This is a genomic window from Candidatus Saccharibacteria bacterium oral taxon 488 (genome assembly GCA_013099015.1).
Taxonomy (GTDB): domain Bacteria; phylum Patescibacteriota; class Saccharimonadia; order Saccharimonadales; family Saccharimonadaceae; genus Nanosynbacter.
Map to the genome: position 1 here is coordinate 755866 of CP039998.1, position 25045 is coordinate 780910.

The following is a 25045-nucleotide window of genomic DNA, read 5'->3' on the forward strand; positions in this document are numbered from 1 at the left end:
ATAATATTAAATTATATAATATTATATGTTCATGTCTATACAACCCGATAGTCATGACTACAAGCTTGAACATATAAATAACTCCGAGCTTGATAATGCGCTTGGAAGGTTTGCGCTGTACACACTTTTTAGCAGTGCTTATGGTGACAGCTACCGTGGAAATGATGCGCTCGACAAAAAGATCGCCGAAGCAGATGGAGCGTTTCTCTTAACTCATATGAAACAGATTGGTGCCGGGTGTCTCGTTGGGGGGGCAGGATTACAACGATTGGTACTTCTGCTGAGAAAGATTTTTCAGATCGACGCTTTCACCGCATGGTAACCCTGTTAAGTAAACTAAGGGAAGAGTCTGAGGCTCGTTGGATGTCAATAGGGCTTGAGTACGATAAAATGCAAGCTGCTGCCGAACAGGGCAGCATGTACCCAATTGAATCTGGCCATACAGCCATATCGCTTCTAGAAGAAATTGGAGAAGTCGATAAATATCGGGTAACAAGTGGCGGCAATCAGCCTGTTGTCATGACAAAGACAAGTAATGGCTATCAACAAAACATGTGGCAATGGTAAAATATTTTTATGGATAAAAAGAACGAGATAACCATCCTCTGCTTTGGTGATTCCAACACCTTTGGGCAGCGGCCCGATACGAACACGCGATATGACGAGTCAGTGCGCTGGCCGCGGCGACTGGGGGCGCTGCTAGCGGACGAGGCACGCCAATATTATGTCATCGAGGAGGGGCTAGGCGGTCGGCGGACTGACCTTGATCATCCCAACCCAGCCAAGCCGTCAAGAAATGGCTGGACGTATTTTCCGCCGTGCCTGGCCAGTCATCAGCCCGACATCGTCATCATCATGCTGGGAACAAATGATGCTCAGCTCTACCACCAGCGACCAGTTGAGGCGATCGTGACGGCACTGGCGCACTACGTCACGTATTGTCACGAATCAGACGTCACGCCGCTGCTGGTTGCGCCGCTCATTCCAGACCCTGCTGGGCTGTTCAACGAGGCAATCGTACCGCGATCGGCGTGGCACTTTAACGAGGCAGCCGTGGCGACACTAGCTGCACTGCCTGAAAAAATCCGAATCTATACTACTAAACACAACGTTGCGTTTTTCGATGCTAACGTATGTGCCGAAGCTGGTGTAGATGGGCTGCACTGGACAGCAGCGGGTCACGAGCGATTTGCCCGAGCAATCGCCCAGATGATACGTGAGATATCGTGAGCCAACTCTAAGTATTATTTTCACAAGTATATCATCATATCGTCAACTCTTGCAATAGAGTGCGCAATGTGTCATCCACATATTAAAATACCGCGGTCTATACAAACCGCGGATAAAAACAATTCTGGTAGCACCGGGTGGACCCGAACCACCGACCTCAGGCTTATGAGTCCTGCGCTCTAACCAGCTGAGCTACGGTGCCACACGTCACCAATTGTACCAAACGAGGCGCAAAATCTCAACCGCCTCGAAAGCCTATCTGTCAGATGAGACCAAACTGCTACCCAAACAAAGGCCGATCCGTACTGCCACAGAGCTAAGCTGCCAGCTCCACGCCTTCTTCGTCCAGCAGCTCCAGTCGCCGCATCACCAACGAACGTAGCTCCTCGCACGTCCGCCAGCGCTGCCATGTCCGTAGCTGGTCGTTATTGACCGCATCTAAAAACTGCCCGAGCTCGTGCTCAGTGATATCCATGTTGTTGCCTTTCTGTGTTTGTTAAACCGTGACTTTACTATAGCACACATTTGACATAAGTGCAATAGTATGACAGCTCACGTAATCGCTCGCTCGACATCACCTATCGGCTTCCCTCGCCAAACCGCTTGTGATAAACTGGAGGGAGAGGATTTTACACAAACATGACCCCGGCTATTATTTCATCACTCGCCATCGTCGCCTTCTCGGCACTGATCCACGCTAGTTTTCAGCTCAGCGTCAGCGTCTTGACCCTGCTCAGCGGCCATTCCCTCGGCAAGCAAACCGCCCGCCGGAAAGTATTGCGACTGATGAATGGATTCGTGTGTGGAGTGTTGGTGCTGACAGCGCTGCTGATATCAGCGATCGTCTACTATCTGTCGCTGGTCATTCATCACGCCGCTCAGGCCGAGCAACTGGTGGCGGCCATCGTCTGCGGGCTGATGGTTGGACTGGGCGTGGCGACTTGGGCAGTGTACTACCGACGGGGTGGGGGCACGGCCTTGTGGTTGCCGCGCAGCTTCGCGACCTACCTATCAAAGCGCTCAAAAACAACGCGTCACAGCGCCGAGGCCTTTAGTCTCGGGATGGCGAGCGTGGTAGCTGAATTACTATTCATCATTGGGCCGATGGCGGCGGCGGGACTAGCAACGGTCCTATTACCATCAACCGAGTGGCGCCTTATCGCCATCGCCCTCTACGTCGTCATATCGCTGCTATCACTGGTCGTCGTCTTGGTGCTGGTCGGTAGCGGCCATTCCCTCGCCCGTCTACAACAGTGGCGGATGGCGCATAAACGTTTCTTACAATTTACAGCTGGCGGCAGCTTGATCATCTTGGGCGGCTTTTTATTCGTTGATCGAGTACTTGGCATCGTCAGCTACGGAGGTTTTTGATGTCAGAAGGGCACCCAAACCGACCAATTATTGATGTTGTCAAGCGCGGCAAGCGACCAAGCGAAGAGTTTGATCCGACAAAACTCCACCACTCTATCATGGCGACCTGCCTGAGTATCCGCACACCCGAAGGCCAAGCTGATGACATCGCCAAGTCAGTCACCCTCGGCGTGATGAGCTGGTGTGAGACCCGACCAGAAATTACCACAAACGACATCCGACACCGCGCGACGCAGCTGCTACAGAAACTACACACCGACGCAGCATTTGTTTATCAACACCATAAGACGATCATGTAGGGGGCACATGGCACAAAAACCAACTTTTGACTATGATGTAATTGTTATCGGCAGCGGTGCTGGCGGTTCACCGGCCGCAACCATCTTGGCGCGCGCTGGCAAGAAAGTCGCCATCATTGAGCGCGGTACCTTTGGCGGCGAATCCCCAAACTGGGGCGACATTCCGACTGGCGCCCTACTCTATACCGCTGACGTCTATCACGAGGCCAAAACAGCGGCCAAGTTTGGCCTGCGCACCAGCACAGTCGGCTATAATTATCCGTCGCTGCTCGCCTGGAAAGACACCGCCATCAAGCGCACTGGCACCGGCGGCAACCGCAGTTACTACGAGAAACAAGGCATCAGCGTCTTTACCGGCAGCGCCCACTTTCTCAGTCCCAACGAGATTACCGTCAGCCGCCGCCACCTATCCGCGCGCAAATTCCTGATCGCTAGCGGCTCAACCTGGCGCGATGATCACATCCCGGGCCTCGACGAAGTGGCTTATCACACACCGCAAACCATCCTCTCGCTCAAGCGCCCGCCCAAAACACTGTTCGTTGTTGGCTCTGGCACAACGGTGATGGAGCTGGCATATTTGTTCTCGACTTTTGGCAGCAAAGTGTATGTCGCCGAAACTGCCGGACGCATCTTGCCCGAGTTTGATCAAGAAGTTGGCGAGCTGATCGCCGCTGATGCCAAGGCACAGCGCGGCATGAACATCCTCACCCAGACAAAGCTGGTCGCCGTCCAGAAAGACGGTATCGCAAAGCGCGTCACCTACGCTCGTGGTGGCCAGCAGCATTCAGTGCGTGTTGACGAGATCCTCATCGCCGATGACCGCTTGCCGACAACTGACATTGGCCTAGAAAATGCGGGCGTAGCATATACCGAACATGGCATTCAAGTCAGCGAAGCGATGCAGACTTCGGCACGGCACATCTTTGCGGCCGGTAGCGTCGTCGACCTTCAGGCGCAGACACATACCATTCTCAGCCATAGCCGCACCGCTGCACATAACCTACTACACCGTAATTTCATCGCGCTTGACGATACACCGCGCTTGACGATCGCATTCACCGACCCGCAGATCGCCCGAACGGGACTAGACGAGGACGACTGTCTGCGCCGTGATTTGAAAGTAAGTATTGCCCTTGCGCCACTGACCTTGACCGCTCGCAGCAACATCACCGACCGACGCAGTGGGTTCGTCAAATTGATCAGCGACAAAAAAGGCGTCCTGCTCGGCGCCACCATCGTTGCACCGGGCGCTAGCGACTTGATGACTGGCCTCAGCCTCGCCATCCGCCACGGCCTGACCGCCAAACAACTGATGAGCACGCCAAACTGCTTCGTTGCCTGGTCAGAGGCGGTGCGTATTGCGGCGGGGAAATTGGCAGCGTGATGGTAAGGAGTAAATACTCCATGACCATGGTATCAGTAGGAAAAGAGAGTGAAGCGAAGAACATCGCCAAGGCCCTCGTCGAGCAAAAACTGGCCGCGTGCGTGCAGCTGCTGCCGGTTCAGTCAACCTACACTTGGCAAGGAAAATTTGAATGCGATGCAGAGATCTTGATGCTTATCAAGTCGCGCAAAGATGACTTCGCAGCAATTGAAAGAGTAGTCAGGTCACTCCATAGCTATGACGTGGCAGAGATAATCTCATTTGATATCACTGCTGGATCACAGCCGTATCTTGACTGGATCGACGAAACTTGTCGGTAGATCAATACGCTAAGGATATTAAAAACGACCTCAACTCATGAGGCCGAAAAATCAATAAACATGGTTGCGGGGGTAGGATTTGAACCTACGACCTTTTGGTTATGAGCCAAACGAGCTACCAGGCTGCTCTACCCCGCGGCACATTGTCCATCTTAGCAAACACGAATTATTTTTGCAAGTTCTGACTCGTCCGCCGCGCACCAAAGAGGAAATTGATCCACTGCTGGAAGTTACTGGTCGGTTGCTTTTGCGGCGTATTATGGGCAGTCGGTTGCTGCTTGGCCGCGTCGGTTGACGGCACGATCAGCAACTTTTCGCCAGGCGAGCCACGGCCCAGGCGCTGGCGCACTGCGAGATCGAGGTATTCGTCACTTTCATAATATTTTGATTCATATGCCAACAGTTCAGTGCGCAATTTCTCGACCGTCAGCTGGTACTTTTTTTGATCGACCATCTGCTGCAATTCATAATTGCGCTGCATCGATTCAATCGACCCCCACGCCCAACTCAGCGCGATCAGCGCCGCCGCCGCAACCACAACATTATTCAGCGTCAAATAATCGTGACGCACGTGGTACCAAAATCGTTTGAGTTTCAGCGTGTTCATGTTGGTTTTATCAGAAGGTATGGCTATATTATGAGGGGTCGGGCGGGGTTAGTCAAGATGGGCGGATCTGCAGATGATTTTACTGGGTGATCATAGCATAAATGGCTAAACATTAGTAAGGGCCAAGCGGTAGGGGGGCTAGTAGCAATCTAGCGAAATTACCAGTCCATTCCGACCGCCTGTAGTAAACTCAGTGCACTAGTTCCATAAACTCGGAAGAATTCACATAGTCAAACTCACATGCCAGATGGTCGCTCAGGAGGTTGTTAACATTCAAGGGACGTGGCACCGCAGCATCGAGATATATGGCGGCAATGAGCGCCGTCGATAAGCTGTGGCGAAGATTGAGTACGGCAAGCTTTTCAAAGATATCCGCCTGATGTGTTTCGAGGTAGGTTTTGTGTAGCTTAGTCATCGAGCCCTTCGCGAGCTCTGGCTGCGTCACGTCAAGCCCAAGATCCTCAGCCACATCGACGAGGCGCCGACTGGCTATCGGCGTCAGACGATCGACATCGTACCTCGTATCAATTACCGCCTGGTTTTGCCGCCGCTCTCTCCACTTGTCGTATAGCCAATCCACCTGTTCCGTCGCAATTGGCGACGACCGTTTCAGTACTGACAAATCGGCACAGAGTTGGTGGCCTGCAAAGGTCACGCTGGATAATGTCCGCAAGGAAGCGATATCTAGCTCGATCATCTCCAGAAGCCGCGGCACCTCGTCTTCTGATTCTAGATAGACTGACTTGAACCCAAATTCAAGTAGGCTCTGATCCTCCAGCGAATCAAAATGTGCAAGGTCAATGATGGACCACGAGTAGCAAAACGGTTTTGATGCTCCCCGAACCCGGAAATTCTTTGTCCACTCAACATCGAGCGCAGCCACGAGACTTCGTTCTCGACTAAACGGGCGCTCTGGGTCACCAAACGGGCGTTCTGCCCATTGCAAGTTTGTTCTCAGGTGCATCGTTGTGTATATCAAATGAACGCTGATTTTTCTCTTTCTTAATCATCTCCTGTCAATTGCTTAGGAATAGACAGTGTGCCGCTACTATCAATATCTAGCTCTCCATCCTCAATAGCATCCCAAAGAATACGCGTGGCGCTTTCTTCAGTAGCTCCACGTTCTACGAGCGCCCACAGAGCATCGCTGAAATCAACACCACCAGCACTAATATGATCTGTCTCTGGAAGCTTCGGATCCTCCATATTACCTCCATTTACTTGGGTGATTTCGTGGTGGGGGTGGCTGGGATCGAACCAGCGACCAACAGGTTATGAGCCCGCTGCTCTAACCGCTGAGCTACACCCCCATGAGCGATATTATACCGTAAAAGCGGCCAAGTGAGAAGTGCCGTCAATTCCCCCCACTACCGACCGTCAAGCCGCTCGCGCCTTCCTGAATGCAGCGCGCGCCATTACAATTCCGTCCCTATTTGTCTGTTTTTGTTCCTCGGTTAACGGGCCCTGTCCTGATGCGTCATGGGCTTGTTGCGTGCGTGTATCAAACGCTGCAAAATAACTGCGTTTGCGAGATCGTGGCTTCTTATCCGCGGGGATATTCTGATCAGATAGTCGCTCATCAACCGCATGGGCGTTCTGATCAGCCGGCGGTTTAAGCCCAAGTGCCCATCGCGCTCCATAATATGAACAGCCTGTTTTATCGACAAGTTCATCAACCCTTTTCCACTCCGCATCAGTTAGTTCACGGCCCCGCTCACCAGTCTGCAACAGTTCACTCATAATTAGTAAATATCACATTTTACTCATAAAAGCAATACTATCTTGGCTCCATAGCCCCCTCACCACAAAAAGACTCCCGCATGAGCGAGAGTCTTTGAGGCACCTGTTTGTTTGATACTATTGTACTGGTAACCAGGTGTATAATGCAAGTGCTTATTTCTTCTTTTTGATCGTCAAGAAGCCGTTGCGTGGATTTTCGGTAACGATCCGATCATCTGGCAAGTCGCATGGCTCGCCCTTGGCGTTCTTTTCAACCTTGGCGAAAAAATAAATCGTCTGCGTTTTGCCACCGCGCAGCGTGACTTCGGTTTTATGCAAGTAGTATGTAATGCCTTTTGAGTTTGTGTGCTTATAAGCCATTCGTATACCTCCTGTTAGTATTATACTATTCTAGATTAGCGCCTCTGTTGACCCCTGTCAAGCCTAAAGCGGTTTTTGACGATATCGAAGCAGCAGTTTCAATACCGCCAAAGCCACCAGTCGAGCAATGATAATCAGCACAATTACCCCTGTTACCACCAATGACCAGCCCGCCAAGTCCGATGACCAGAGCGGCGGCACAAATGTCTGATAATACGGCGCGGTGGATGGCGGTGTAAATTTGAGGTCAAGCGACGAAGCAGCCGGGTACTTCGCCCATTCATCATTGATACAGCTGACGTAGCGCGGGTCGGCCGTAGCATAAAATCGCCCCCAACCGCCAGCCTGTGCTCGAGCGTCACACACTTGGCGGACTTTGGCGACCGTGTCGTTGCTGGAACGAGAGGCCGACTTTGACTCAAACTCTTTCCAGGCCGCCTCGTAGGCCCGCTTGTACGAGTGCTCCAGAGCGATGCGTCCCGGATCGGCGTTCATGTGCGCGACCACGTAGCGCTGCAAGTCGTACACCCGCCGCTCCAGCGCGCCCTCGTCGCCCTCCTTGTCGGCGTTAATGACGGCGTCACGGCGCTCGATCATGCCAATATTATTTAGCCTGAGGAATGTCGCACTAACAAACGACGCCATCACCAGCAAAATGACCAGCTGCCATGTCTTGATTTCTTCCAGCCGCCGGATCGCCCGACGCGTGCCTCGCTTATCTGCCATTCCCCACCTTTCTCAAGTCCATTATACCAAAGATACTGGGTGAATGCGACACGGGGCTAGCGTCAGTGGTATAATGACGCTATGAGAATTTATTTTTCGGGAATTGGTGGCGTGGCGATTGGGCCACTGGCAGAAATGGCCATCGGCGCTGGACACGAAGTCTGTGGCTCTGACCGAGCGGCCGGCTTGATGACGGAGGCACTCAGACGGGATGGGATCACCGTGTCGTTTGACCAGTCAGGCGAGTTTTTACATAGCGAACATCAGCAGGCACCCTTTGACTGGTTCGTGTATACGGCGGCCTTGCCAGCGGATCATCCAGAGTTGGTACTGGCCAGGCAGCTAGGGATTCGCACCAGCAAGCGTGACGAGCTACTCGCTCAGATTATCGCCGACAAGCAGCTCAAGCTCATCGCCGTCACCGGTACGCACGGCAAGACGACGACGACCGGTATGTTGGTGTGGACCCTGCAGCAGCTCGGCGTGCCGGTGAGCTACCTAGTTGGCTCGACGCTTAGTTTTGGCCCGAGCGGTCGGTTTGATCCGGCCAGTCAGTTTTTGGTGTATGAATGCGACGAGTTTGATCGTAATTTCCTTCACTTTTCGCCGTGGCTGAGCCTCATTACCGCAGTCGATTATGACCATCCCGACACCTTTCCGACGCCAGATGATTACCGAGCGGCGTTTCGGCAATTTGGCGAGCAGTCGACGCGGGTGGTCGCGTGGCGAGAGGACGCTGACGTATTTACTCCGGCCAACGTAACAGTGCTTGAGCAGACTGATCCCCAGACAACGCTGGCTGGCGAACACAACCGGCATAACGGCACGCTGGCAGCACGGGCGGTGATGACGGTGCGAGAGGCGGCTGCCCTTGAGATTGAGACTGAGGCGATTATCACGGCACTCAACACCTTTCCGGGTACCGGCCGGCGCTTTGAGAAGCTAGCTGACAATCTCTACACCGACTACGGCCATCATCCGTCGGAGATTGCCGCTACGCTGCAGCTGGCTCATGAGCTAAATGACCGCGTGGTGCTCGTCTACCAGCCACACCAAAATATTCGCCAGCACGAAGTTCGTGAACGCTACACTGATGAGCTTTTCATGCATGCTGACGAGATATATTGGCTGCCGACGTATTTGACCCGCGAAGACCCAAACCTGCCGGTGCTGACACCGGAGGAATTGACGCGCCAATTGACAACGGACAAGGTACATATCGCGCAGCTAGACGAGGCGCTATGGCACACGATTGAACAGCAACGAGCGCGCGGCGCGCTGGTACTCGGTATGGGTGCCGGGACAATCGACGGGTGGCTGCGCGAGCAATTAGGTCGCAGCGCCTGATCACGGTTCGCCTACTCGTCAGGCTCACCACCAAGCGCCGCCCGGATATCATCATACGAAAATCCCTGACGGGCCAGATACGCCATAAATTTTTGTTGAGCGCCGGCGTATTTGTGGCGTTTTTTAGCGATAATTTTTTGCAGCTCCTCGTCGTCGGAGCGGATATTTTCGCTAACTAACTGTTCTATCGTCTCGCGGTCAATCCCCTTTTGCGCTAGTTCCAATTTTAGCCGCCTGACACTAGTGCCTTTCTGTAAAAAACGATGTTCCAGCCAAAAGCGCGCAAACTTCTCATCATCGAGGTATTTTTTTTCAATCAGCCGCGCCAGCACCCGCTCGGTAATTTCCGGTTTCACGCCTGGACGCTCAGTAATTTCACCAGTCTTTGGCGAGCGCTTTTTGGTCGGCCTGGTTTTACGCCACAAATAATCGCGCACTTCTTTAACCGAGCGCGGCCGCGCCAAGCAATACTCCATAGCGCGCGCGTACAACTTACCAAACTGACTCTCGTTCTCCAGTGCTGTCAATTCGTCGTCGGTATATTCGCGCCCAACTTTAATCCCCAGCTCGCCCACCTGAAAGACATCGAGGCTAAAGCGATACTCGCCGTCGACACTCACGTTAACGCGGTTTTTATCACGAGCCTGAAGCGAGATGTCAGTGATTTTCATAAAAATATTATAACGCGAAGACGGTGAGCTCGCTACTGGCAGAGGCTACTCGACTACTTCGACAACCTTACCGTGCACGCCGTTGTAGCAAGCAGCGGCACGCGGCTCAGTGATGACCGGTAGTTGCCCTGGAATAGCGCTCATATTAACGTCGTCCAGCGTACCGGCCTCGACGCAACCAAGCGTGATGTGCGGGCGGAACCCATCAACATCCAGCCCTGGGTGAATACCATCCAGTGCCGCGAGTAATTGCTGGCGCGCCTCAACCATCCAGGCAGTTTTCTGCGTGCGCAGCTCCACCCAAACACAGCCCGCCTTATCTGGCAGGAAGTTGACTCCATCAAGCACCAACCTCCCGAGGACCGGCAGCGCCGCAGCGGCCGCCTTGAGGCGTGGCATATCTTGCTCAGTCACGTTAATCAATGTCACATGTGGGATAAACTCACCAAAGTCAAGATTCATTGTTTCTGACAAGTCCCGAAGATACGCATTCTGCTCATTATCAAAGACGAGGCTGACTGATGCCATATGTTTTTCGACTGGATATGCGGTTTCTGCTGCGCGCACTAGTTTTCTCCTTCTTTTACTTTCTCCCGAACCTTCTGGTCAATTTCCGCCAGAACCTCAGGATTTTCTTTCAGATACAACTTAGTTTTATCACGGCCTTGACCAATGGTCTCGCCGTTATACTTGTAAAAGGCACCTGACTTTTCTATGATACCATGTGTAGCTGCCAAATCCAGAATATCACCAGTTTTAGAAATACCTTCATTATACATAATGTCAAACTCAGCGATGCGAAATGGCGGCGCAATCTTATTTTTCACCACCTTGATCTTGGTGCGGTTACCGAGGATGTCATCGCCAACCTTGATCTGCCCAATCCGGCGAATATCCACCCGCTGCGAGGCGTAAAACTTCAACGCGTTACCACCCGTCGTGGTCTCAGGATTGCCAAACATCACGCCAATCTTCATGCGAATCTGGTTGATGAAAATCACCGTCGCTTTCGACTTGTTGATGATACCAGTTAGTTTACGCAGCGCCTGGCTCATCAGCCGTGCCTGCAGACCCATGTGCGAATCGCCCATATCACCATCAATTTCTGCTTGCGGTGTCAATGCCGCCACTGAGTCCACCACAATCAGATCCACGGCATTTGAGCGCACCAAGGTTTCAGTAATCTCCAAAGCCTGCTCACCGTTGTCTGGTTGCGATACCAACAGATTTTCGGTATCCACACCCAAACGCTTGGCATAGCTCGGGTCAAGTGCGTGCTCAGCGTCGATAAAGGCTGCTGTGCCGCCCTGCTTTTGGATTTCGGCGATAGCGTGCAGTGTCAGAGTTGTCTTACCCGAACTCTCGGGGCCGTAAATTTCAATGATGCGACCCTTTGGATAGCCGCCGCCTAGCGCCAAATCGAGGCTTAGCGAACCCGACGGAATCACTTCAACGTCAACTTTGTGCGCCTCGCCGAGTTTCATGATGGAGCCATCGCCAAACTGTTTGGTGATTTGATCCATGGCCAGGCCCAGCGCTTTTAATTTCCCGTCATCAACCTTCTTTTCTGGTGCCTGAGCTGTACCAGTTGCGGCGTCTGTTTGATGTTTGTCATCGGTTTTCGCTGTGCTAGCCATACCTCTCCCTCCGTTATCTTATGCTGTATAGTATACCATAAATCAAGCGCCTACCGCGAGCGGTGAAACTTTGCTATAATGGACAACATGAAACGACAAGCAGGCTTTACGGTGATCGAGGTGTTGGTAGCGATTATATTTCTCGGTGTAGCCACGGCGGTGGCGTTCACCCAGCTAGTGACGATCCAACGCGAGCACCAAAACGACCGGAAAAAAACCGCTATTAATGCCATGCATTATAGCCTCGAAGAAGCCTATTACAAGCAGCACGGCTCTTATCCGGAAAAAATTACCGACGAGACACTACCGACCATGGACAAGGAATTACTCAAGGATCCGAGTGGTAAAAAGCTTGGCGACAATGGCAGCGCCTATCGCTACGAGCCGACTAATTGCCACAGCGGTAAATGTAAATCATATTCGCTCAGAGCCATGCTTGATGGTGAGGCAGACTTCGTCAAAGACAGCCGCCACAAATAACTAAATCGTGACCAAACTAATCGTAACAGACTGGCCGGCCATTCTTGAAAGCCTCGATGGCATTGTTGAGGATGGCCACTTGGTGCTTGGGATTGGCCACGTAATGAAAAATATAAGTCGTCTCCTCACCCTCAGTACTGAGGCGAATGGTGCCGTAGTTAAAGATCGTCTGGGCGATGCCGGCCTGGAAAAAGCTGGCGTCCTCAATGCTACCGAGGCTCACTGTCTGCTCGTGCCGAACGAAGAGGCTCTGTTGGATTTCCTGGATGACGCTTTCATTAGTCATGAAAAAGTGATTCTGTAGATACACCCACAGAGTGATCGCGCCGCCCAGCACCACCAAGGCAACGAGCAGTAGCGCGATACCCAGCACTGCCCCCGGATTCACCGCCGGAAACAGCGGAATATTAGCGGTTAGCGACGAGAATGAGGCCGCAAATACCAGCAACACCACGACCAACAGGAGGGTGATGGCTGTAGGAATAACCATACCAATCGGGTGACGCTTGATGTCGAGGATGACATACTCGCCCTCACTGAGATTGAGCTGCGGATAATCACGAACGGACTGGTCGTGACGCGCCTTGGTCTCTGGGCTGACTGCGGGAACGGTCGGCTCAATCGGCCGCGCAGCATGAACAACATTTGGTTCGTTAGCGTATTGGGCACGAATCTGTGGATTGAAATTCTGCCCCTCGATCATCTCTGGCTGGATGGTGACGTGCGAGGTTGGCTGTGGCTCGATTGGCGGTGCAGTCGTCACCGGTGGCGGTGTCACGTCAGCCGGCGGATGATGATACAGCGGCCGACCGTCAGAATCATACGCAACCGGCTGGGTATAATCAGGCTCGGGGTTAGTCTGGTTCGGATTCATTAGTTCTAGTATAGCATATCGGCCGGATTATGCGACGTCACGGACATGTTTTGTCCGATTGTTATGGCGTGGATTACGTTGCGCCACCCGCCGCAGATCCTCGTGCGCATCAAACTCATCAACAATCTTATGTCCCAGTATCCGCTCAAGCACGTCCTCCAGGCTGACGATACCAACCGTCTCGCGAAACTCATTCACCACGATGAACAAGTGATGCCGCACTCGCAGAAACGCCGCCAGCGCGTGTTGCAATGTCTGATCCTCGCGGATGTAATACACCTTTTTCTCCATGACGGTTCGTGCCCGCTTGCTCGTCGACGAACGGTTAATTGTCAATAAATCCTGAATATATAGCATCCCCACTATATGATCAATATCGCCCTTGGTCACCGGAAAGCGGCTATGCCCGGTCTTGTGCAGCGCGTCCAGCACCAGTGGCCCCAATACCTCGTCCTGATCCACCGTATCAATCACGCTACGCGGCGTCATCACTTCCTTGACTGGCACCGTATCAAACGACAATACACCGATGACCATCTTTTTCTCGTCCCGACTGAGCGCCTCGCCCGCCTGCTCGACCATAGTGACGAGCTCTTCTTTTGACTCAATATCATAGCCGTCATTGGGCATCGGCGCCACCGAGCGAATCATTGCAAACAACGTCGGAAATTTCTCGATCAGCGCCAAAATTCGCCCCTCATACCGCTCGTAGAGCCGCTGGGAATATTGCTGCCATAATGAAATCCGCGCCACTGCTCCTATCTCCAATGCGATCACTAGCGAGATAATAATACCCAGTAGCCAATGAAACAACTCCACACCGATGACACTGAGCGTCACCAGCAGCACCGCTGCGATCACCCGCTGCAGCGAAAAAATATCCCGCATCAGCGCATGTCGCTTCAACAAATGCTGCGCATCCTGATCACCACGGCGCGCTCGCCGCTGCAGCTCAAACTTACTGTGTGACGAGGCCTGCGGATGGACACCCATCACGATGAGCAGCAGCACGAGGATTACGGCATACAGGATTCCTAGCAAAATATCGCTCATGCTGTTCATTGTATACTTTTTATGCTATAATAGCCAGAGTTAATTTGGAGGAAGTATGAACGGAAAAACCTGGGCTATCTTTGCAATCGTTGTCGCGGCTATCGTCGGCGGTATGATTTATTTGTCAACACAGAATCGCTTGAATGTCAGTGATATCTCGCGCGACGCCGCCCTGCGCGTTATGCCAGCCGAAGCACGTACTGGCGACATCGGTGAGCACACTATCGGCAACACCAATGGCAAAGTCTTGATGATCGAATACGGCGACTACCAGTGCCCAGGCTGCCGCACTGCTGCACCAGAAGCCAAGCGCGTGGCCGAGAAATACAAGGATCACGTCGCGCTGGTCTTTCGTAATTATCCAATCCCGTCGCTCCATCCAAACGCCCGAGCGGCGGCGGCGGTCGCCGAGGCAGCTGGGCTGCAGGGCAAGTTCTGGGAGATGCACGACTTGCTCTACACCAACCAAGGCGCATGGAGTAATGCCCGTGCCAAAGAACGCACCGACGTCTTCAGTGGCTACGCCAAGCAGCTGGGCCTGAATGTTGATAAATTCAATGCTGACCTAGCCTCCGGTGCTGTTACGAAGAAAATTGACTTTGACGTGGCAGTCGGGCGACAGTTACAAATTGATGGCACGCCAACCTTTTTCATCAACAGCAATAAGCTCAATCTAACCGACTCTAGCTCTATCGAAAACGCCGTCAAAGACGCCCTGAAAAAAGCCGGTGTCGCAGTTGATAAAGCAAAAAGCTAACCTCAAGCCGAAACCACTGGCCGAAACAAACCCAATGCAAAAATCACCCCGGTGCCTGTGGGGTGATTTTTATGCCGTCCCTTTTTAGGACATGCGCACTTATTGTGCTATGTATGTTTGCCATTTGGCAGACACCACATCCACTGCGACCTTTTTGCGCCGACTGGTCGACACAACATTGATTGCTATTGGCATGTGTTTCGTACTCCTTTGTACTAGTGCAGCCTCACGCGCTTCGACCTTTATTGCCCACTTTATGATAAGCAGCGATATGCTTCGGCGCGAGACACATCAGCCATGATAGCAAAGACTGATACGAACGTCAAGCGGGAACTACCTCTGGTCTGACCCCTGATGCCAACCTCAAAACAAGCGCAGCCGCTTGGCGAAGATATATACAATGCCGATGAGCAGCACCGTAAACCCGGTAATCACCGGATAGGCCCACGCCTCGCCCTGAAACGGCAGGGCAATATTCATGCCGTACATACCGTAAAACACATTCGGGATCGCCAGGAGAATGGTGATGGCGGTCAAGACTTTCATTCGCTGGTTGAGGACATTATTGGCGATGGTTGAATAGGCGTTATGGATGCTGGTGATGGTCTGGCTGTTGGCGGCGACCATGACGAGTAATTGCTTGACGTGCAGCACCAGATCGCCCAGCGCCTCGAGGTCGCGCACCGTGAACAGACCACGGCGATTGAGCGCCAATTGGCCGAGCACGCTGGCTAAGCCCTCGAGACTTGAATGAAATTCGTTGAGGCTATCTTCGATGGCTACAAACTCGATAAAGTCAGCATTTTTTACCTCATGGCGCGACAGCCGGTGCCGGGCCGCAGCGATATTACCAGCAAGGTCATGGATCTGCTGCTCATACGCAGCCACCACACAAGCGATAGTCGCTGCGAGGAGCGCACCGGGCTTGTCGGTCGTGGTCGTGAGAAACGGCTCAGCGGCTTGCGGCGAGAAATTATTAGCAGGATTAATCGTCACAAACTGGGTTTTCGATACAGCAGCCAGCAGCGGCGCGGTCTTTATAGCGTCGTCCCGAACGAGCGGCAGCCGCACAAAGACGTACTCAATGCCGCCGCTATATTCCATCCGCGGTAGTTCGCGCACATCGGCCGCGTCACGGACGATATTTTCGTCAAGGCCAAACTGCTCGGCGAGTTCGCTTGGGCGCAGCGTGCCGCTGACATGCGCCCAGACGCCACGATGAAACTGATGCGTTCGCCCCAACGAATCACCCATACATCGCCGCTCAAAGTAGCCCACCGTCATGAGAAAATTATACCCCAAAAAATACCACTCTGGCAATTAGCCGCGCAGTCGCTTTTCCCGAACCGGCATTACCATAATCATCGCGACAACCATCAGCCCCGAACTGATCAAAAATACCTGATGCAGCCCATCAGCAAAGGCGTGGAGAATAACATCGGTAAATTCCTCCTGCTGTTGGTTAAACTGCTGTTTTGCCCGGGTCTGGGCCGGTGCTGGCAAGCGCTCAAATCCTTGAGCTGCCGCCTGAGCGATCGTCTCTTTTTGAGCATTTAGCCGTAGCAGCACGTCAGCATTCAATTCGCCGGACAGCATCTGCTGGGCAGCCGGTGAGCGCTGTAAACTCTGAATATATGGCAGCTGATTAGGATCACCGACATGCGCCACAATGCCAGCAGTCAGCACGCCAGAGAACACGGCCGCACCAATTGTCGAACCCAGCCCACGAAATAGCTGCACACTGGAGGTCGCCGCACCGAGGTCTTTTTGCGTAAACTCATTCTGCACCACCAAGGTCAAGATCGGCATCGCCGCCCCCAAGCCCAGCCCGGCCAGCGCCATCACCACTGCCTCATGCCAGTATGGCGACTCAGGCTGCAAGATAGTCAGGGCCGCCACGCTGGCCGCCGTCACGCCAAAGCCACCGACGATCCAGCGCTTATATTTGCCAGTCCGAGCGACAAGCCGGCCAACCGTGATCGAGCTCGTCATAATACCCGCTACCATCGGTAGCAGCATCAGCCCAGCCTGCGAGGCAGTGGCGCCAAACACCTGCTGGTTAAACTGTGTTAGATATAAAATTGCCCCCATAAAGGCCGCGCCAAACAGGCTAGCCGCCGCCATAATCAAACTATATGTCCGATTGGCAAAGAACCGTAGCGGCAGAATCGGCTGTTTGGCTCGCCGCTCAATCACAATAAAGCCCAGCGCCGCCAGTACTGATATCGTCAGCAGCACACCCTGAATCAGCACTAGGCTAACACCACGCTCGATTAGTCCCTTAAAGATCATCTCTGTGTTGTCTACCGCCAGCACCAGTGTCGCCAGAGCAATGGTGATAAACAGCGCGCCGAGGTAATCGGGCTTGTGCGTGCGGTCATGCTTGATCTGCGGGCAGTAGCGAATGATGAGCACGGTAGCGATCACGCCGATCGGCACATTGATCAAGAACGTCCAGCGCCAATCACTGACCATGCCAAATAGCGACACACCATCTGTCAGCCAACCACCGATTAACGGCCCGGCTACTGAACTCATCCCAAAGACCGCACCAAACAGTCCTTGCCATTTACTACGTTCCTTTGGCGGAAAGAGGTCGCCGACAATGGTAAAGGCGTTTGCAGTGATGATACCGCCGCCGATGCCCTGCAGCGCCCGCCACGCAATCAGCCACTCGACTGTCGGCGCCAGGCCGCTCAGTAGCGAGCCGATGGTAAAGATACTCACTCCGGCGAGTAACAGCGGCTTGCGGCCATACATGTCGCTCAACTTACCAGCCAGCGGCACGGTCACCGTGGTGGTCAACATGTAAGCAGTCACGATGAAGCCAAGCGACGAAAAGCTATTAAATTCCTTGACAATCGCCGCCAGCGCCGTCGAGACAATCGTTTGATCCAGCGCCACCAAAAACAGTGCGCTCATCACCGCACTCATGACGATTAATTTATTTCTGATCGATAATTCGTGTAGCATTGTTTGTTACCTTTCATGTTATTCAAGTATCAGTAGCCCATAAATGTAAGAGTTCTCAACTACCCAATATGATTTACACTATGCACCCAAGTGCAATATTTTACGCCGGATGGGCGGTGGGTGTCAAGCCGAGCTGCCGCAAGTGACACCGTGCCGTGAAGTCTATCGACCCAAGCTGTCCTGATACTTACAATGCAAAACAGCCGCAATGATATTCTACGGTAGCGGCCTTACAGCGTCGTATCCTTTTTATAATTTTTCTTAGCCTCTAGCAAGCGGCGATTTTGTTCGGCTTTGTCTTTGATCTCAAAAATTTCAACTGGATACTTTTCATCTAGTTTAGCAATTTTTGCAGCAACCGCTTCGGAAATATTGACATCAAATCGGTCGGCAAATTGAATCGCATAGATAATGATGTCAGCCAGCTCGCTTGCCATATCTTCTTTTGTGCCAATATGCGTGTCGTTCCATTGAAAATATTCAAGCAACTCATTGGCCTCCAACGATAACGAAATTGCTAAACCACGTGAATCCTTCGTCTTATCCCACTGACGAGCACAGACGTGACTCATTACTAACTTTTGTACTTCTTCAAATGTCATGCTGTCTCCTTTATCTATTGTCACGTCTTATAGTGCTACTGATAGCTCAGTCCCAACCCAGCCTCGCCAAAACTCTTACTTGACCAGCCGCAGCCGCTCAACCAGCCAGTCTCTTGGCAAGATCGACAAGAACCAGCCAGCGCGCGGGCCGGAATCTTTGCCGATTAATACGCGATAGATGGTGGTGAATAGTTCCCGCGGCGGCAGCAAACCGCTTTCTTTGTAGATGTAAATCGCTTGATGGAACCAATTGCCGTCAGCTTCGGCTGGCGCCTCGGCAATATCGTCAGCTAGTTGCCGCAGGTATTCTTTTTCTTCTGCTGAAAACTCATCTGGATTTACCTTGTCTGCGAGGCGAAATTTCAGCGATTCAGGTGCCCACTGATCCAGCCACCGACTGACGTAGTCTAGCTCGGTGATAATCACCATCTCTTCCTCATCAACAATGTCCGCATATTCCGCACTACGCCGCAAAATCTCCACCGTTTTTGCTGTGTCGCACAGAGCCGCTTGATATGAAATAACTAGATGCGAAAATGGAACTGAACTAACCGCTGGCTGGTTCAACCCATCAGTACACAAGAATAGCAACCGTTCATCAAGTTCATTTTGCGGATGCTGCCTCATCGCTGCAAAGTCGTCAACCAACCGCACTAGACTATCGGTCTCGTCAAAATACAACCGCTTGGCTGGCGAATATCGAAGGATAAAGTAGCGCACTACCTCAGGTGGCAGCATATCAACAACGTCGTGTGCGTTCACGCCAGTACCCTTGCTGGCGCTCATCTTTTTCGTATCACCAGTGCGATTAATAAATTCATATGGCACTGGTACTGGCGCATCAATATCATAAACTTCACGAGCAATCCGCTTACCAGTATCGTACGAGCCGCCCTTCGTCGCATGATCACGGCCAAACGGCTCAACATCAACGCCGAGTAGCCACCACCGCCCCGGCCAGTCCAGCCGCCAATCCAACTTTACTTGCCCGTCGTCATACCGAACTGTGTGCTCCGAGTCATCATGACTACGATAGGTGATCGTTTTAGCATCGCTATCCATGCTGATGAATCGGCGATTTTTTAGCCGACCATGCTCCATGATCTGAATTGGCGACCACTGATCATCCAGCTGCCGACCCGATACCTCCTGGATGGCCGACTTAGCTTTGTCAATGCGGCTCAGCGAGCGCTCGATGGCCGGCACAAAAAACCCGCTGCGATATTTATCGCTGGCATAGACTACGTCCATGGTGATGCCAATTTTATTAGCACTATCAAGAAATGGCTTCAGGCAAAAATCTCCCCACGAATCATATTGATCATCTGGTGATGGTACCGTACAGAGCGGCATACCCAAGTACTGTTCGTAGTTAGCTGGCAGATTAACTGGCACTTTGCGAAAAGCATCTAAATTATCCGAGACGTGAACATGGCGCGCCCGAATGCCTGCTTGCTTCAGCGCCCGCACTACGGCGTCAGCGATAACGATTTCGCGCAAATGCCCCACATGATACACGCCCGATGGCGATGCACCTGAGGAAACGAGCACCTCTTTATCCATATTTCGAAACTGATCGACAATATCATCAAGCCACTTCATATGTGTTATTATACATCATGAAAATATTATTCTGCACATTAGCCCAACCATTCGCCTTATGAATATTCAAAAAGCAGTTATCTTATTCGAGAAGATCCGCGACTTACCATACGGAACAAGTGGTAATAATGGAATGTGGTCATGCTACCAAAAATGCGTGTATTTACAGCGAGAATTACAAAAAGTTGACATAGCAAGCCAGTTGTTGATTGGCGTATTTAATTGGCAGGATTTACCAATACCTGATCGTATTCTTAAACTACGTCAATGTCGAAACGAGAGACACGCTATACTTCGTGTATTTATTAATGGATCGGCCTGCGACATTGATCCATCAATTGATAACAAACTTGTATCAATTTTACCAATAGCTCAATGGGATGGAATTTCGAGTACGATAACTATGGCACCGCTCAAACATCTGCGAATCTACCAACCACATTCCCTACACGAGCGTATTTCATCGCGATTGCGACATCAATTCTTCGGTTGTAATCCTGAGAAGTTTTACACTGAACTCGATTCGTGGCTAACAGCACATAGAATTAAGTCTGGATTAACAAGACAAGAGCAGGAGCGGTAGCTACCCTACCGTCAACTCTCAAATTTCATTCCCACCGAAACAGCTTGATCGCGGCGATGTAAATAACGAGAGTCCAGGCGGCGACAGCACCGATTTGCGGCAGGGCCTCGATGAAGCTGGCATGCTCAGTCATGATCAAACGGAAACCATCAGTAATCGGCGTCATCGGGATAAACTGGGCGGCACCGCGTAACCACTCTGGGAACATGTACAGCGGGAAGAATGCACCAGACAAGAACATCATCGGGAAAGACAGTAAGTTGCTCAGCGGTGCGGACTGATTTTCGTTCTTTGCCCAGCCGCCGATCAACAGGCCCAAGCCTACCATCATAAAGGCCGCCAGCACCGCCATAAGGACAAAGAGCCCCCAATCGCCGCGCATATTAAATTGGAACATCAACATGCCAACGACAACCATCATAGTTAGGCTAAGCAGCGAAATAATCGTGTAGTGAATCGCCATAGAAATAATCAGCTGACCCGAGGTAAACGGCGCCGCACGCAGTCGGCGGTAGGAGCCACGCTGCTTTTCGGCCGGCATCTGGTTGGCTAGACCAAAGATGCCCATACTCATTAAACTAAATGCCAACAGTCCAGTGAATGTATAGTCAAATGGCTTCAACCGCTCGTCGCCGACCGCTTTGCCCGCAGCCTTGAGCGGTGCCTCTGGCTGGCCCAAATGCTTATTTATTTCATTGGCAATCTGATTCATCACCGCCGTTAAGGCGCTACCAGTTTGCTCGGAACCTTTGGCGTACAGAACGTTGATTGTGCCAGTCGGGCGAGCATCTCTGCCCTCACCCTTCACTTCGCCAAAATCGCTCGGCAGTTCAATGATACCGTTCAGTTCCGAACGCTTCATCTTCTCACGGGCCTCATCCATATCCTTGACATCTTTGATTTTAAGAATCGAGTCTTTGGCGTTTTCTTTAGCACCTTTGACAAAGTTTTTAGCAAATTCTGTCTGCGAATTATTGATAATCGCAATGTCAAAGCTGGTCGATTGATTATTAAAAATCGAACCGAATACCAACAAGAAGATGAGCGGAAACAGGAAGGTAAAGAACAGCGACATTTTATCGCGGACGAAACGTTTTTGCTGGGCGCGTACTTGCCCGAATACACCAGTCCAATATTTTTTCATACTAATCCCGAATCGCCTTTCCTGTTAAGTCAATAAATACGTCCTCCAAATTGGCCTGCTCGACAACTTGCTTTTTCTTGAAACCGCGCGCCAGTAGCTGCTTGATCAGATTATGCGGCGTATCAATGGTGATGATCTTGCCATTATCCATAATCGCCAAACGGTCGCACAGCAGCTCGGCCTCGTCCATGTAATGAGTCGTCAGCACGATAGTAATACCTTCATCGCGAATCTCTTTGATCAAATCCCAGAGATTGCGGCGAGCCTGCGGGTCGAGGCCAGTGGTCGGCTCGTCGAGGAACAGCACCGTCGGATTGTTAACCAGCGTCGACGCGATGGCGAAGCGCTGCTTTTGCCCGCCTGAGAGCTGCTCGACATAGCTTTTGGCTTTGTCGGTCAATTGCACCTTGGCCAGCAGCGCGTCGGCGTCGACCGTTTGTCCGTACAGGCTGGCAAACATTTTCAATTGTTCGCGCAAAGTCAGCTTGTCATAAAACATCGTCGATTGCAGCTGGATGCCGATGATGTTTTTAATGTGCTTCGGCTCCTTAGCAACATCAATTCCGTCGATGATCGCCGTGCCGCCATCAATCGCCCTCAGTGCCTCGAGCATCTCTAGCGTCGTCGTCTTACCAGCACCATTTGGCCCGAGGATGCCAAAGATCTCGCCTTTCTGGACCTCAAACGACACGCTATCGACGACATTCTTGCCATCGTACGTCTTGACGAGTTGGTCAACTGTTATGATTGGTTCGGGTTGAGCCATACAAACTCCTTTCCGCGCTCTGTTTTAGCACCGCATACCTTAGCGATAGAATGACTCCCTGCCAGCCTATCTTTAGTTAGTCATTATAACACTCTGCGTGAGGTATGCAACCCGGGAGGACTAGCCAAGCCGACACGATACCGTTATACTAACCATATGCCGAAGAAGCCCCACCTCTCCATCACGCGGCCGCGCAGTCGCCTCAAGAAACGGTACGTATTTGCACTGGTGCTGATACCATTAATCGCTGTTTGTATCAGTCTCGGTGCGCTGTATTGGCCAAAAATTACTCATAAACTTCACTCGCTGAGGGTGGCCGGCAGCATTGATCCATCGCGCGGCGAGGCGACATTCCCGCAGATTGATACCACAAATTTACATCCGACCCGGCAAAAAATTATCAGCCTAGCCAAAACCGAATTCGAAGCACAATCCGCCGGCACCAAGTTCAGCCAAGGCGTCCGTGAAGCGTGGTGCGCCGATTTTGTGAGCTGGATCATGCAGCAGGCGGGCGCGCCGCTAAAGAATCCGCACACTGGCGGCTGACGCATCCCAGGAACGTTTACCTTGCGCGAATATTACGAAGCGGTCGGTCGATTCAAGCCCGCAGGCTCTGGCTATCAACCGCGTCCCGGCGACGTGGCAATTTACCGCAATTCACCGGTGTTTGGCGACCATACGAATATCGTCCTCAAAAATAACGACGGCGTTCTAACCACTGTTGGCGGTAACGAGATGAACCGCATCCGCGTGTTCGTCAACCGCGATAAGCGCTACGATGGACTGTTGGGGTATGGCGTACTGGCAGAATAAGGCAGAATAAGCCTGGCCCGTCTGGTGCGGGATCGCCCACGCCTAACCGAGTCGCCGCATTACGCCGCGTGACTTGCCGCTAGCAGAAACACCACCAATGCATCGGGCTGCTGCTCAGCCAGCCACGTCACCGCATCAATGATGGCGTCCTTGTTCTTGCCACCATTTTTGAGCTCCTCGAGGAGGCGCTTGACCGTCCGCTGCGTCTGGCCATCATACCGATCGAGGCGCATTGCCTGAGTGACTTGCTTGACCTGCTCGTCGCTGAGAGCAACGTAAGGCGAGACCACTTCGTGAGCATGCTTGGGACTACGCTTGGCGGCTTCGGCTTTGCGTTGGAGGTTTTCGAGGCCTTCAATCGTTGCCCGCATCAAGGCCTCCGCTTCGTCCATGCCGCGCTGATAGGCCTGAGCAAATTCCTCAGAATTATCCCCACCCTCGGAAACGATCGCCGGCAAAAACTCGATCCGCATCACTCGGTGCATATAGGCGTCGCCCATTTCCTCGCCAGTCGCCATCACCTCACTCCACCAAGCAACAAACCGCGAATTCTCAGGATCGTGCAGCTCGCGCATAGCCGGCAGCTGCGCTAATTTATCCTTAAAAAAGTGAATTAGTTTCTTGATGTCCATGTTGCTTTATTATACCTAAAAACAATGGTAAGCACAAGCGCCATCCCGCCGAGGATCTCAGCGCCGCTTCAAAAAATAATAGCCAATCGCCAGTGCTGCCAGCGCACTGCCGCCGATAACCACCCAAAAGGTCACCGGACTCTCCGCGGCCGGCAAGGGCACATTCATGCCATACAGCCCGGCCACCATGGTTGGAATAGTCAGCGCCACCGTGATCACCGTCAGCAGCCGAATCGTCTCATTCAGGCGGGTGTCCATCACCGCCCGGTAGCTATCACGCACATTGGTGATGGTTCGCAGCAGCGATTTACAACGGCTAATTACCTGTTCAAGGTCGATGGAAATATCTTCGACGTCATCCTTGTCGTCATCCTTGAGTCGCAAACTGCGATTGGCAATCAGCCGCTCAATCGCCCAGTTCATCGGCAGCAAGGCATCCAGGTAGTCATTTAACTTGCGCTCATATTCAGTCAAGGTGACGATATCACGCGCCCGCAAGGTATGAATATCGTCAGTCGCCGCCCGCATCTGACGATTGATCGTCGCCACCCGCCGCTGGTACTGACTTGATACCGCCTCAATCATCGCCACCACCAGTTCAATCCGCCGCGATGTCCGCACCCGCGTCTTATCGATAAACGGCTGCCACAGCCGACCCAGACTATCGCGCGACAATGTCACCACATACTCCTTGTGGATGCCGAACAAAATTGGCGTGGTAAAATCATTAAAATCATCGTCCGTATCCGGTAGCCGGGCGATCAAGTACGTCCACTCATCATCAAACTCAATACGCGGCACCTCGTGCGGGTCGAGCGCGTCACTAATCATATCCTCGTCCATTCCCAGCGTCAGCAACTCGGATACTTCCTGCTCGGTCGGTCGCTCGCAGCGCAGCCAACTGCCGCTACGCAATGTCTGAATCGGCGCAATTGCTTCACCTGTTGAATGCAGATATTCTATCATGTACTCAGTATAGCTCATTTGAAATATTTTGGTACCGGTTAGATGACAATAAGCTTGCGGAGACCATCATCAAAAACCACCAGCCGAGCTGTCCGACTGGTGGTTTTG

Annotated in this window: 30 protein-coding genes, 3 tRNA genes and 1 pseudogene; 12 read left to right on the forward strand and 22 right to left on the reverse strand. The window is 52.3% G+C overall.

Annotated elements, in window-relative coordinates; genetic code table 11:
* Positions 1–31: 31 nt before the first annotated feature.
* The 3 genes from FBF29_04020 to FBF29_04030 are packed head-to-tail and all read left to right on the forward strand — an operon-like array spanning position 32 to position 1230.
* On the forward strand, positions 32–322 hold the full coding sequence (locus FBF29_04020) for a hypothetical protein (protein ID QJU07832.1): 291 nt from the start codon (positions 32–34) through the stop codon (positions 320–322).
* Between the two features lie 41 nt (positions 323–363).
* Entirely contained in the window at positions 364–567 is a 204-nt protein-coding gene (locus tag FBF29_04025) for a hypothetical protein (protein QJU07833.1), read from the forward strand.
* 9 nt (positions 568–576) lie between these two features.
* Positions 577–1230, forward strand: coding sequence for a hypothetical protein (locus tag FBF29_04030; GenBank protein QJU07834.1), 654 nt, complete (start codon positions 577–579; stop codon positions 1228–1230).
* A gap of 125 nt (positions 1231–1355) precedes the next feature.
* Here the strand turns inward: FBF29_04030 and FBF29_04035 are convergent.
* A tRNA-Met gene (locus FBF29_04035) sits at positions 1356–1432 on the reverse strand.
* A 437-nt stretch (positions 1433–1869) separates the two neighbouring features.
* Here FBF29_04035 and FBF29_04040 point away from each other — a divergent pair.
* Genes FBF29_04040 through FBF29_04055 form a run of 4 tightly spaced genes read left to right on the forward strand, consistent with a single transcriptional unit; the run spans position 1870 to position 4604 of the window.
* Positions 1870–2601, forward strand: coding sequence for a hypothetical protein (locus FBF29_04040; protein ID QJU07835.1), 732 nt, complete (start codon positions 1870–1872; stop codon positions 2599–2601).
* Complete coding sequence (locus FBF29_04045) at positions 2601–2900, forward strand: hypothetical protein (protein QJU07836.1); 300 nt, start codon at positions 2601–2603, stop codon at positions 2898–2900. The genes FBF29_04040 and FBF29_04045 overlap by 1 nt, the downstream gene beginning before the upstream one ends.
* 7 nt (positions 2901–2907) lie before the next feature.
* Positions 2908–4284, forward strand: a complete 1377-nt coding sequence (locus FBF29_04050; protein QJU07837.1) for an FAD-binding protein — start codon at positions 2908–2910, stop codon at positions 4282–4284.
* Entirely contained in the window at positions 4284–4604 is a 321-nt protein-coding gene (locus tag FBF29_04055; protein QJU07838.1) for a divalent-cation tolerance protein CutA, read from the forward strand. Before FBF29_04050 ends, FBF29_04055 begins: the two co-directional genes overlap by 1 nt.
* A gap of 61 nt (positions 4605–4665) precedes the next feature.
* Here FBF29_04055 and FBF29_04060 read toward each other — a convergent pair.
* From FBF29_04060 to FBF29_04095, 8 genes are all read right to left on the reverse strand, one after another.
* Positions 4666–4742, reverse strand: a tRNA-Met gene (locus tag FBF29_04060).
* A gap of 28 nt (positions 4743–4770) precedes the next feature.
* On the reverse strand, positions 4771–5211 hold the full coding sequence (locus FBF29_04065) for a hypothetical protein (GenBank protein QJU07839.1): 441 nt from the start codon (positions 5209–5211) through the stop codon (positions 4771–4773).
* A gap of 190 nt (positions 5212–5401) precedes the next feature.
* Positions 5402–6175, reverse strand: coding sequence for a hypothetical protein (locus tag FBF29_04070; protein ID QJU07840.1), 774 nt, complete (start codon positions 6173–6175; stop codon positions 5402–5404).
* Positions 6176–6213: 38 nt separating this feature from the next.
* Complete coding sequence (locus FBF29_04075; GenBank protein ID QJU07841.1) at positions 6214–6417, reverse strand: hypothetical protein; 204 nt, start codon at positions 6415–6417, stop codon at positions 6214–6216.
* A gap of 28 nt (positions 6418–6445) precedes the next feature.
* Positions 6446–6521: transfer RNA gene (locus FBF29_04080), tRNA-Met, on the reverse strand.
* A 67-nt stretch (positions 6522–6588) separates the two neighbouring features.
* On the reverse strand, positions 6589–6951 hold the full coding sequence (locus tag FBF29_04085; protein QJU07842.1) for a hypothetical protein: 363 nt from the start codon (positions 6949–6951) through the stop codon (positions 6589–6591).
* 153 nt (positions 6952–7104) lie between these two features.
* Complete coding sequence (locus FBF29_04090; protein ID QJU07843.1) at positions 7105–7311, reverse strand: hypothetical protein; 207 nt, start codon at positions 7309–7311, stop codon at positions 7105–7107.
* Positions 7312–7374: 63 nt separating this feature from the next.
* A complete protein-coding gene (locus FBF29_04095) occupies positions 7375–8037 on the reverse strand; it encodes a hypothetical protein (protein QJU07844.1) in 663 nt (220 codons plus the stop codon).
* Positions 8038–8118: 81 nt separating this feature from the next.
* Between FBF29_04095 and FBF29_04100 the strand changes: the two genes are divergently transcribed.
* Positions 8119–9384 (forward strand): hypothetical protein, encoded by a 1266-nt coding sequence (locus FBF29_04100; GenBank protein ID QJU07845.1) that lies wholly within the window; start codon positions 8119–8121, stop codon positions 9382–9384.
* 11 nt (positions 9385–9395) lie between these two features.
* Here FBF29_04100 and FBF29_04105 read toward each other — a convergent pair whose 3' ends face one another.
* The 3 genes from FBF29_04105 to recA are packed head-to-tail and all read right to left on the reverse strand — an operon-like array spanning position 9396 to position 11692.
* On the reverse strand, positions 9396–10055 hold the full coding sequence (locus FBF29_04105; GenBank protein QJU07846.1) for a hypothetical protein: 660 nt from the start codon (positions 10053–10055) through the stop codon (positions 9396–9398).
* A 45-nt stretch (positions 10056–10100) separates the two neighbouring features.
* Positions 10101–10622, reverse strand: a complete 522-nt coding sequence (locus FBF29_04110; GenBank protein ID QJU07847.1) for a 2'-5' RNA ligase family protein — start codon at positions 10620–10622, stop codon at positions 10101–10103.
* Positions 10622–11692, reverse strand: coding sequence for a recombinase RecA (gene recA / locus FBF29_04115; protein ID QJU07848.1), 1071 nt, complete (start codon positions 11690–11692; stop codon positions 10622–10624). The genes FBF29_04110 and recA overlap by 1 nt, the downstream gene beginning before the upstream one ends.
* 78 nt (positions 11693–11770) lie before the next feature.
* Between recA and FBF29_04120 the strand changes: the two genes are divergently transcribed.
* Complete coding sequence (locus FBF29_04120) at positions 11771–12172, forward strand: type II secretion system protein (protein ID QJU07849.1); 402 nt, start codon at positions 11771–11773, stop codon at positions 12170–12172.
* Between the two features lie 16 nt (positions 12173–12188).
* Here the strand turns inward: FBF29_04120 and FBF29_04125 are convergent, their stop codons facing one another.
* Together FBF29_04125 and FBF29_04130 are read right to left on the reverse strand one after the other, a co-directional pair.
* Positions 12189–13046 carry a PH domain-containing protein gene (locus FBF29_04125; GenBank protein QJU07850.1) on the reverse strand — a complete coding sequence of 286 codons (858 nt, stop codon included), beginning with the start codon at positions 13044–13046 and terminating at the stop codon, positions 12189–12191.
* A 27-nt stretch (positions 13047–13073) separates the two neighbouring features.
* Entirely contained in the window at positions 13074–14108 is a 1035-nt protein-coding gene (locus FBF29_04130) for a CBS domain-containing protein (GenBank protein QJU07851.1), read from the reverse strand.
* A gap of 46 nt (positions 14109–14154) precedes the next feature.
* Here FBF29_04130 and FBF29_04135 point away from each other — a divergent pair, with 46 nt between their 5' ends.
* Positions 14155–14856: a hypothetical protein gene (locus FBF29_04135; protein ID QJU07852.1), complete on the forward strand. Its 702-nt coding sequence runs from the start codon at positions 14155–14157 to the stop codon at positions 14854–14856.
* A 363-nt stretch (positions 14857–15219) separates the two neighbouring features.
* Here FBF29_04135 and FBF29_04140 read toward each other — a convergent pair whose 3' ends face one another.
* From FBF29_04140 to lysS, 4 genes are all read right to left on the reverse strand, one after another.
* Complete coding sequence (locus FBF29_04140) at positions 15220–16140, reverse strand: magnesium transporter CorA family protein (protein QJU07853.1); 921 nt, start codon at positions 16138–16140, stop codon at positions 15220–15222.
* Positions 16141–16176: 36 nt separating this feature from the next.
* Positions 16177–17829: an MFS transporter gene (locus tag FBF29_04145; GenBank protein ID QJU07854.1), complete on the reverse strand. Its 1653-nt coding sequence runs from the start codon at positions 17827–17829 to the stop codon at positions 16177–16179.
* A gap of 230 nt (positions 17830–18059) precedes the next feature.
* On the reverse strand, positions 18060–18431 hold the full coding sequence (locus FBF29_04150) for a nucleotide pyrophosphohydrolase (GenBank protein ID QJU07855.1): 372 nt from the start codon (positions 18429–18431) through the stop codon (positions 18060–18062).
* A gap of 75 nt (positions 18432–18506) precedes the next feature.
* Positions 18507–20033, reverse strand: coding sequence for a lysine--tRNA ligase (gene lysS / locus FBF29_04155; protein QJU07856.1), 1527 nt, complete (start codon positions 20031–20033; stop codon positions 18507–18509).
* Between the two features lie 58 nt (positions 20034–20091).
* On the opposite strand from lysS, the gene FBF29_04160 reads away from it, so the two are divergent.
* On the forward strand, positions 20092–20616 hold the full coding sequence (locus FBF29_04160) for a hypothetical protein (GenBank protein QJU07857.1): 525 nt from the start codon (positions 20092–20094) through the stop codon (positions 20614–20616).
* A 25-nt stretch (positions 20617–20641) separates the two neighbouring features.
* Here FBF29_04160 and FBF29_04165 read toward each other — a convergent pair whose 3' ends face one another.
* Positions 20642–21760 carry an ABC transporter permease gene (locus FBF29_04165; protein QJU07858.1) on the reverse strand — a complete coding sequence of 373 codons (1119 nt, stop codon included), beginning with the start codon at positions 21758–21760 and terminating at the stop codon, positions 20642–20644.
* A gap of 1 nt (position 21761) precedes the next feature.
* Entirely contained in the window at positions 21762–22526 is a 765-nt protein-coding gene (locus tag FBF29_04170; GenBank protein QJU07859.1) for an ABC transporter ATP-binding protein, read from the reverse strand.
* A gap of 225 nt (positions 22527–22751) precedes the next feature.
* Between FBF29_04170 and FBF29_04175 the strand changes: the two are divergent.
* Positions 22752–23339: pseudogene (locus FBF29_04175) on the forward strand (CHAP domain-containing protein).
* 59 nt (positions 23340–23398) lie between these two features.
* On the opposite strand, the gene FBF29_04180 reads toward FBF29_04175, so the two are convergent.
* Positions 23399–23971, reverse strand: coding sequence for a hypothetical protein (locus FBF29_04180; protein ID QJU07860.1), 573 nt, complete (start codon positions 23969–23971; stop codon positions 23399–23401).
* Between the two features lie 57 nt (positions 23972–24028).
* A complete protein-coding gene (locus FBF29_04185) occupies positions 24029–24955 on the reverse strand; it encodes a magnesium transporter CorA family protein (GenBank protein QJU07861.1) in 927 nt (308 codons plus the stop codon).
* Positions 24956–25045 lie beyond the last annotated feature (90 nt).